This is a genomic window from Halorubrum sp. SD612, assembly GCF_002135005.1.
The window spans coordinates 1-6899 of sequence record NZ_NEWI01000136.1; the positions used below are offsets into that span (position 1 = coordinate 1).

A 6899-nucleotide genomic window follows, 5' to 3' on the forward strand; every position below is an offset into this window, starting at 1 on the left:
CGGAGTCGTCGGAGCGGGCGTGGGCGGCCTCTCCGCGGCGGCGTACCTCGCGGCCGCCGGCGCGGAGGTGACGGTGTACGAGCGCGCCGAGCGCGTCGGCGGGGTCGCCGGTCGGATCGAACTCGACGGGTTCCGGTTCGACACCGGGCCGTCGTGGTACCTCCTTCCGGACCTGTTCGACCGGTTCTTCGACGACTTCGGTCGGTCGACCGAGGAGTTCTACGACTTGACGCGGCTCGACCCCCACTACCGCGTCTTCTGGGACGACGGCGACAGCGCCGACGTGCCCGCCGACCCCGACGCGGCCGCCGAGCTGTTCGAGTCGTACGAGGCGAGCGCTGGCGAGGCGTTCCGCGAGTACCTCGCCGACGCCGAGCGAGCGTACGACGCGGGGATGAACCGGTTCGTGCTCCCCGGACGATCGCGGTTCCGGGACTACCTCTCGCTGGACGTCCTCGCCGGGGGACGGGAGCTCGACCTCCTCTCCACGCTCGACGAGACGGTGCGGTCGTACGTCGATCACCCGAAGCTCAGGCAGCTGTTGGAGTACGCGCTCGTCTTCCTCGGCGGGTCGCCGCACAACACGCCGGCGCTGTACCAGCTGATGAGCCACGTCGACTACGGGCTCGGCGTCTACTACCCCATGGGCGGGATGTACGAGGTGATCGAGGCGGTCGAAACGGTGGCGCGCGACGCCGGCGCAGACGTTCACACGGGCGTCGAGGTGACGGCGCTGGAGCCGATAGACGGCGGCGTCGAAGTCGAGCTCGGCGGCGACCGCTACGTCCACGATCGGGTCGTCTGTAATGCGCCGCCGGCGCACGTCGAGCGCGAGCTGCTCCCCGACGGCGCCGTCTCGCGGGTCGGCGACTACTGGGACCGGCGGACGTACGGGCCCGCGGCGCACCTGCTGTACCTCGGCGTCGAGGGGGAGCTGCCGGAGCTGGAACACCACACGCTCGCGCTGCCGACGGACTGGGACCCGCACTTCGCGGCGATATTCGACGACCCCGCGTGGCCGACTGGGGAGACGGACCCGGTCGTGTACGTGAACGTGCCCTCGCGCACCGACCCGTCGGTCGCGCCCGACGGCCACGAAGCGGTCGTGACGCTCGTGCCGCTCGCGCCCGGGCTCGACGACACCCCCGAGCGACGGACGGCGCTCAGGGAGCGCGTCCTCGACGCCGTGGCGTCGCGGGCCGGCGCCGACCTCCGCGGCCGGATCGTCGCCGAGGAGTCCGCGTGCGTCTCCGAGTTCGCCGAGCGGTTCGACCAGCCCGGCGGGAGCGCGCTCGGACTCGCGCACACGATGCGACAGACCGGCCCGCTCCGCCCCGGGCCGCGCGTCCGCGGGACCGACCGGCTCTACTACGTCGGCGGGAGCAGCAACCCGGGGATCGGGGTGCCGATGTGCCTGCTCGGCGGCGAACACTGCGCGGCCGCCGTCGAGGCGGACGTCGGCGCTGGCCCGCTGGACCGACTCCCGCTGGTCGGTCGATGACCGCGAGGGACGAAACGATCGTCTGGTATTTAACCGATAAATAAGAATATTTCGAATAATACGAGTCGGTTCCGGAATCTGTTAGAAAAACCTTACCAGTCAGGTTGGTACATTTAATAAATACGCCACGTGATACACACCGTCGCATGATCGAAACAGCAGCGGCCGACATACTCGCAGGCGGAATGGTCCCGCTCGAAATGACCCAAACGCAGATCTTCGAGGCCGTTCAGAGCGACACGCTCCTCGCTTCGTCGCTCTGGATCAACATCGCCCTCGCGGGCCTCTCGATCCTCCTCTTCGTGTACATGGGCCGGAACGTGGAGGACCCGCGCGCGCAACTGATCTTCGTGGCCACGCTGATGGTCCCGCTGGTCTCTATCTCCAGTTACACCGGCCTCGTCTCCGGGCTCACGGTGAGCTTCCTCGAAATGCCGGCCGGCCACGCATTGGCCGGGCAGGAGGTTCTCACCCCGTGGGGCCGGTACCTCACGTGGGCGCTGTCGACGCCGATGATCCTCATCGCGCTCGGCCTGCTGGCCGGGTCGAACACCACGAAGCTGTTCACGGCCGTCGTGGCCGACATCGGGATGTGCGTCACCGGCCTCGCGGCCGCGCTGACGACGTCTTCGTACCTGCTCCGCTGGGTGTGGTACGCGATCAGCTGCGCGTTCTTCGTCGTCGTCCTCTACATCCTGCTCGCCGAGTGGGCCGAGGACGCCGAGATCGCCGGGACGGCGGACATCTTCAACACGCTGAAGGTGCTCACCGTGGTCCTCTGGCTCGGCTACCCGATCTTCTGGGCGCTCGGCGCCGAGGGGTTGGCGGTGCTTGACGTCGCGATCACCTCGTGGGCGTACAGCGGGATGGACATCGTCGCGAAGTACCTCTTCGCGTTCCTCCTGCTCCGGTGGGTCGTCAACAACGAGCGGACGGTCGCCGACGTGGCGTCCGGCCTCGGCTCGGGCTCGCGCGGCGGTGCGGCGCCCGCCGACGACTGAAGCCGGTCGCGTTCTCGCGGACCTTTTTTCGGTCGCTCGCCCGCCAGCGGTCGGCGTGACGACCGAGAGCAAAGCGCTAAACCCGCGGCGGCGGTGAATCGGGACATGAAACAGGCGATCGTCGCGCGGACGGACATCGGGATGGGCGAGGGGAAGCTCGCCGCGCAGGTCGCGCACGCGTCGCTGTCGGCGTATCAGGACGCGAGCGAGCGGGCGCGGAAGAAGTGGCAGGGCGAGGGACAGAAGAAGGTCGTCCTCAAGGGCGACTCCGAGAGCCGGCTGTTCGAGCTGGCCGACAAGGCGGACAGGGAGGGGCTCTCGTACGCGATCGTCCGCGACGCCGGGCACACACAGTTAGAGCCCGGCACCGTCACCGCGCTCGCGGTCGGGCCGGCCCGCGACGACAGCGTCGACCGCGTGACCGGCGACCTCTCGCTGTACTGAATGGCCCCCGAACGCACCCTCCGCGAGGCGCACCCGACTGAGCGCGCCGTCGGGATCGCGTACTACGTCAGCGACGCCGACGGGATCGGCGGCCGGCTCCGCGAGTCGCCGGAGGACTTTCGGGTCCGGGAGCTGGAGGCGTTCGACGCGGAGCCGCTCGGCGTCGAAGCGGGGAGCTACCCCGAACTCGTCGTCCGGGCGACGCTCCGCGACTGGGACACGAACGACTTCGCGCGCCGGCTCTCGGACGCCCTCGGGATCAGCCGCGAGCGCGTCTCGTGGGCGGGGACGAAGGACAAGCGCGCCGTCACCACGCAGCTGTTCACGGTCCGCGGGGTCGACGCGGACGCGCTCCCCGAGATCCGCGGCGCCGATGTCGAGGCGCTCGGCCGGGCGGGGCGGAGCCTCTCGTTCGGCGACCTCGCCGGCAACGCCTTCGAGATCCGCGTCGCGGACGCGGTCGGGGAGGCACCCGAGCGTGTCGCGGACGCGGTACAAGACCTCCGGGCGTTCGCGGGCGGCGCGGACGGGCCGAACGACTCCTCGACCGGTGAGCGGGCGTTTCCGATCGAGGCGACCGTCGGCGTCCCGAACTACTTCGGCCAGCAGCGCTTCGGCAGCCGGCGACCGGTCACCCACGTCGTCGGGCTCGCGATCGCCCGCGAGGACCCCCGCGAGGCGGTCCGGCTGTACGCGGGTAACCCGGCCGAGACGGAGCCGGACGACACCCGCGCCGCGCGCGACCGTGTGAACGCGGCCTTCGGCGTGAGCGACGGTTCCGGAGCCGACGACGGCTTCGGGGCCGACGGCAGTCCCGGCGACGGCGGTCGCGCCGCCGACGGCACGGGCGACGGCGACTGGGCCGCGTGCCTCGACGCGATCCCCGGGAAGCTCCGGTTCGAGCGGTCGATGGTCCACCGGCTCGCCGACCGCGGCGTCGACCCCGACGCGCCGCCCGACGACGAGGACTGGTGGCACGCGCTGGAGGCCGTTCCCTCGAACCTCCAGCGGCTGTTCGTCAACGCCGCGCAGTCGTTCCTCTTCAACCGGATCATCAGCGAGCGGCTGCGCCGCGGCCTCCCCTTCGACCGCCCCGTCGCCGGCGACGTGGTCTGTTTCGCCGACGGCGACGCGCCCGGGGAGCTGTACGCGCCCGACGCGGACCGGCTCCAGCGGGTCGACGCCGACCGCGTCGACGTGGTCGCTAGGCACTGCGAGCGCGGGCGGGCGTTCGTCACCGCGCCGCTGGTGGGCACCGAGACGGAGCTCGGCGACGGCGAGCCCGGCGAGATCGAACGCGAGGTGCTCGCGGACGCCGGCATCGAGCCGGGGGACTTCGACCTCCCCGGCGAGTTCGACTCCGCGGGCACCCGGCGGGCGATCCTCCTTCGGACCGACCTCGACGCGTCGTTCGCGGACGGCGACCCCCGGTTCGCGTTCGCGCTGCCGAGCGGGTCGTACGCGACCGTGCTGCTCCGCGAGTTCACGAAGCGCGGCCCGCTAGCCCTCTGATCGATCCGCGTTTGTGTATTTTCGTTAACCTCGCGGCGGCGGAAACCACCACGATACTGCGACACGTTCCGAGCCGTTTTTGTGCGGCTGTCGTCAATCGAGGCCATGACCCGAATCGTCGTCATCGACCTCCACGGCCAGTTCACGCACCTCGAACGGCGGGCGCTCCGCGACCTCGGCGTCGACACCGAGATCGTCTCGGCCGACGCGCCGGCCGACGAGGTCGACGCTGACGGGGTCGTCCTCTCGGGCGGGCCCGACATGGACCGCGTCGGGAACGCACCGGACTACCTCGACCGCGACCTCCCCGTCCTCGGGATCTGCCTCGGAATGCAGCTGATCGCCAGCGAACTCGACGGTGCGGTCGGCGAGGGCGACTACGGCGGCTACGCCGACGTGGACGTGGAGATCGTCGACGACGAGGACCCGCTCGTCGGCTCGCTCGCGCCGGAGACGCGCGTCTGGGCCTCCCACGCCGACGAGGTGACCGAGCCGCCCGACGGGTTCGGTCGCACCGCCACCTCCGACGTCTGCGGCATCGAGGCCATGGCCGACCCGGACGCGGGGCTGTACGGCGTCCAGTGGCACCCGGAGGTCGCGCACACGGAGCGCGGCGAGGAGGTCTTCGAGAACTTCGTCGCGATCTGCGAGTCGGCCTGACGGCGTCGCGCGGACCCGAGGCCCGCCGGTAGCGGCGGTGAAAGAACGGAAGAAGACGGCGAGCGCCTACTCGTCGAACAGCTCGTCGACGGCCTCGCCCGCGGTCTCGACCGCCTCCTGCGCGACCGCCTCTCTGTCTGGCTCGGCGTCCGCGGGCGCGTTGAGGTAGACGTCGACGTCGAGGACCCCGTCCTCGAAGGTGACGGTGACGTCGAGATCCGTGACGGCCGACTGGTCGTAGTGTTTGAAAACGATCCCCTCGGCCGCCTCGGCGGCGGTGCGAACGACCTCATCGTCGCTCGGGTCCGAGGCGGCGTCGGCGTCGTCGGTCACGGCCTTACGCGCCGCCGGCGCCCGGGCCGCCCGGTCCCATCGGGCCGCCGCCGCCGGCGCCGCCCTGAAGCATCTGCTGGAGCTCGCTCTGGAGGTCGTCGAACTGCTCCTCGACGCGCTCCTCCTGCTTCGTGAGCTGCTCGACGCGGACCTCGAGCGAGTCGACCTTGTCCTCGAGGTCGTCGTAGGCGGACTCGTAGTCCGTCTCGACGAGGACCTCGCCGATCTCGCGGTACATGCCCGCGTCCTCGTCGACGTCTTCGAGGGCGTCGAGGGCGGTCTTCGACTCGTTGAGCGCGGACTGCGCCTGCTCCTTCTGCTCGGCGACCTGCTGTGCGGTCTCCTGAAGCTCCTGCAGCTCCTCGATCTTCTCCTGTGCCTCGGGCGGCATGTTCCCTTGCATGGGCGGACCGAGGCGGCCCGGACAGAAAAACCCCTTACTTCTCCGACGAGGGACAATTCGCAGCGCAGCGGACTGAAAGGCCGCCTTATCGGCATCTCCGGTGATCCTCAATCGCGGCCGGTACCGACGCGTTCGGCGACGGCGATCAGTCGCGACCAGCTGTTGACGCCGGCGCGCAGCGCCACGAGGTCGTCGGCGAGCACGCGGATCCGGACAGCGTCGCCCTCGCGGTCGACCGTCGCGGTCGAGCGGGCGTCGTCGATCTCGCCGATCTCGGGGCCGAGCGCGTCGGCCACGACCCGTGCGCGCCGCTCGGAGGGGTAGGTGAACGAGAGGACCGTCTCATGTGCGCGCGTCACGGTCCGAGAGGGAGACGAAAGCGTCGGATTACTCGACGTTCACTTCCTTCACGTCGCCGCCGCGCTCCTTCAGGAGGACGCGGTGGCCGCAGTACGGGCAGCGCACGCCGCCGTACTCGTCGAGGGTGACGTCGCGCTTACAGCGGGAGCACTTGTAGCTCATCGTCCTATTCCTCGTCGGCGAGCGCGGCGCGGATGGAGCGGCGGACGGTGCGACCGCCGGGCGTCTCGGGGCGGTACGCGCCGCCCGTGAACGTCTCGCCGGTCTCCTCGTTGACCCAGATGCCGGTACCCACGCGCTTGACGTCGTCGCCGTCGACGGTCGCGTTGCGCATCTCCTCTTCGATGTCCTGGACCCGCTTGCGGGCGACCCGGCCGTAGCGAGCGCCGAATCGGCCCGCGCTGCCGGTGCTTCGAGCCTTGTCCTCAGCCATAGTAGCCACTCCTACCGCCAGCGCAGGTAAAAAGGCTGCGAGTCGCGGCGGTTGGAAAGTCACGCGCGACGAGAGAAGGCAACCGGATGTGACGGCGGCGCGTGCCTGCGAGCGGCCGGAGCGAAGCGGCGGCCGCGAGGGGCACGCGCGAGGGAGTCAGTCGCCCGAAGCGAAGCGAGGGCGAGTGACGAGGCTGGGGAGGTGTGAGGCACGGGGCGGCGCTGTGCGGGGTGGGACTCGAAGGGGCAGCCG

Annotated in this window: 10 protein-coding genes; 5 read left to right on the forward strand and 5 right to left on the reverse strand. The window is 70.6% G+C overall.

Translation table 11 applies throughout. The features are described from left to right. The 5 genes from B9G38_RS13195 to B9G38_RS13215 all read left to right on the forward strand — a co-directional run. The coding region (locus B9G38_RS13195) for an NAD(P)/FAD-dependent oxidoreductase (protein WP_233127211.1) at positions 1-1501 on the forward strand (1501 nt) is incomplete at its 5' end. Between the two features lie 200 nt (positions 1502-1701). Beyond that, positions 1702-2502 carry a bacteriorhodopsin gene (locus tag B9G38_RS13200; RefSeq protein ID WP_086220664.1) on the forward strand — a complete coding sequence of 267 codons (801 nt, stop codon included), beginning with the start codon at positions 1702-1704 and terminating at the stop codon, positions 2500-2502. Between the two features lie 105 nt (positions 2503-2607). Beyond that, the gene (pth2, locus tag B9G38_RS13205; protein WP_086220658.1) at positions 2608-2946 is read left to right on the forward strand and encodes a peptidyl-tRNA hydrolase Pth2; all 339 of its coding nucleotides are present in this window, start codon (positions 2608-2610) and stop codon (positions 2944-2946) included. Continuing rightward, positions 2947-4458 carry a tRNA pseudouridine(13) synthase TruD gene (gene truD / locus B9G38_RS13210; protein ID WP_086220659.1) on the forward strand — a complete coding sequence of 504 codons (1512 nt, stop codon included), beginning with the start codon at positions 2947-2949 and terminating at the stop codon, positions 4456-4458. It begins immediately after the preceding gene. A gap of 105 nt (positions 4459-4563) precedes the next feature. Then, positions 4564-5118, forward strand: coding sequence for a GMP synthase subunit A (locus B9G38_RS13215; protein WP_086220660.1), 555 nt, complete (start codon positions 4564-4566; stop codon positions 5116-5118). Between the two features lie 66 nt (positions 5119-5184). Here the strand turns inward: B9G38_RS13215 and B9G38_RS13220 are convergent, their stop codons facing one another. The 5 genes from B9G38_RS13220 to B9G38_RS13240 form a co-directional block, all read right to left on the reverse strand. Then, positions 5185-5451 carry a DUF3194 domain-containing protein gene (locus B9G38_RS13220; RefSeq protein ID WP_086220661.1) on the reverse strand — a complete coding sequence of 89 codons (267 nt, stop codon included), beginning with the start codon at positions 5449-5451 and terminating at the stop codon, positions 5185-5187. Positions 5452-5455: 4 nt separating this feature from the next. After that, the gene (locus B9G38_RS13225; RefSeq protein WP_008440520.1) at positions 5456-5842 is read right to left on the reverse strand and encodes a prefoldin subunit beta; all 387 of its coding nucleotides are present in this window, start codon (positions 5840-5842) and stop codon (positions 5456-5458) included. Between the two features lie 119 nt (positions 5843-5961). Continuing rightward, the gene (locus tag B9G38_RS13230; RefSeq protein WP_086220662.1) at positions 5962-6213 is read right to left on the reverse strand and encodes a KEOPS complex subunit Pcc1; all 252 of its coding nucleotides are present in this window, start codon (positions 6211-6213) and stop codon (positions 5962-5964) included. A gap of 28 nt (positions 6214-6241) precedes the next feature. After that, on the reverse strand, positions 6242-6376 hold the full coding sequence (locus B9G38_RS13235; protein ID WP_004049526.1) for a DNA-directed RNA polymerase subunit P: 135 nt from the start codon (positions 6374-6376) through the stop codon (positions 6242-6244). A gap of 4 nt (positions 6377-6380) precedes the next feature. Further along, positions 6381-6647, reverse strand: coding sequence for a hypothetical protein (locus B9G38_RS13240; protein WP_049932448.1), 267 nt, complete (start codon positions 6645-6647; stop codon positions 6381-6383). Between the last annotated feature and the right edge of the window lie 252 nt (positions 6648-6899).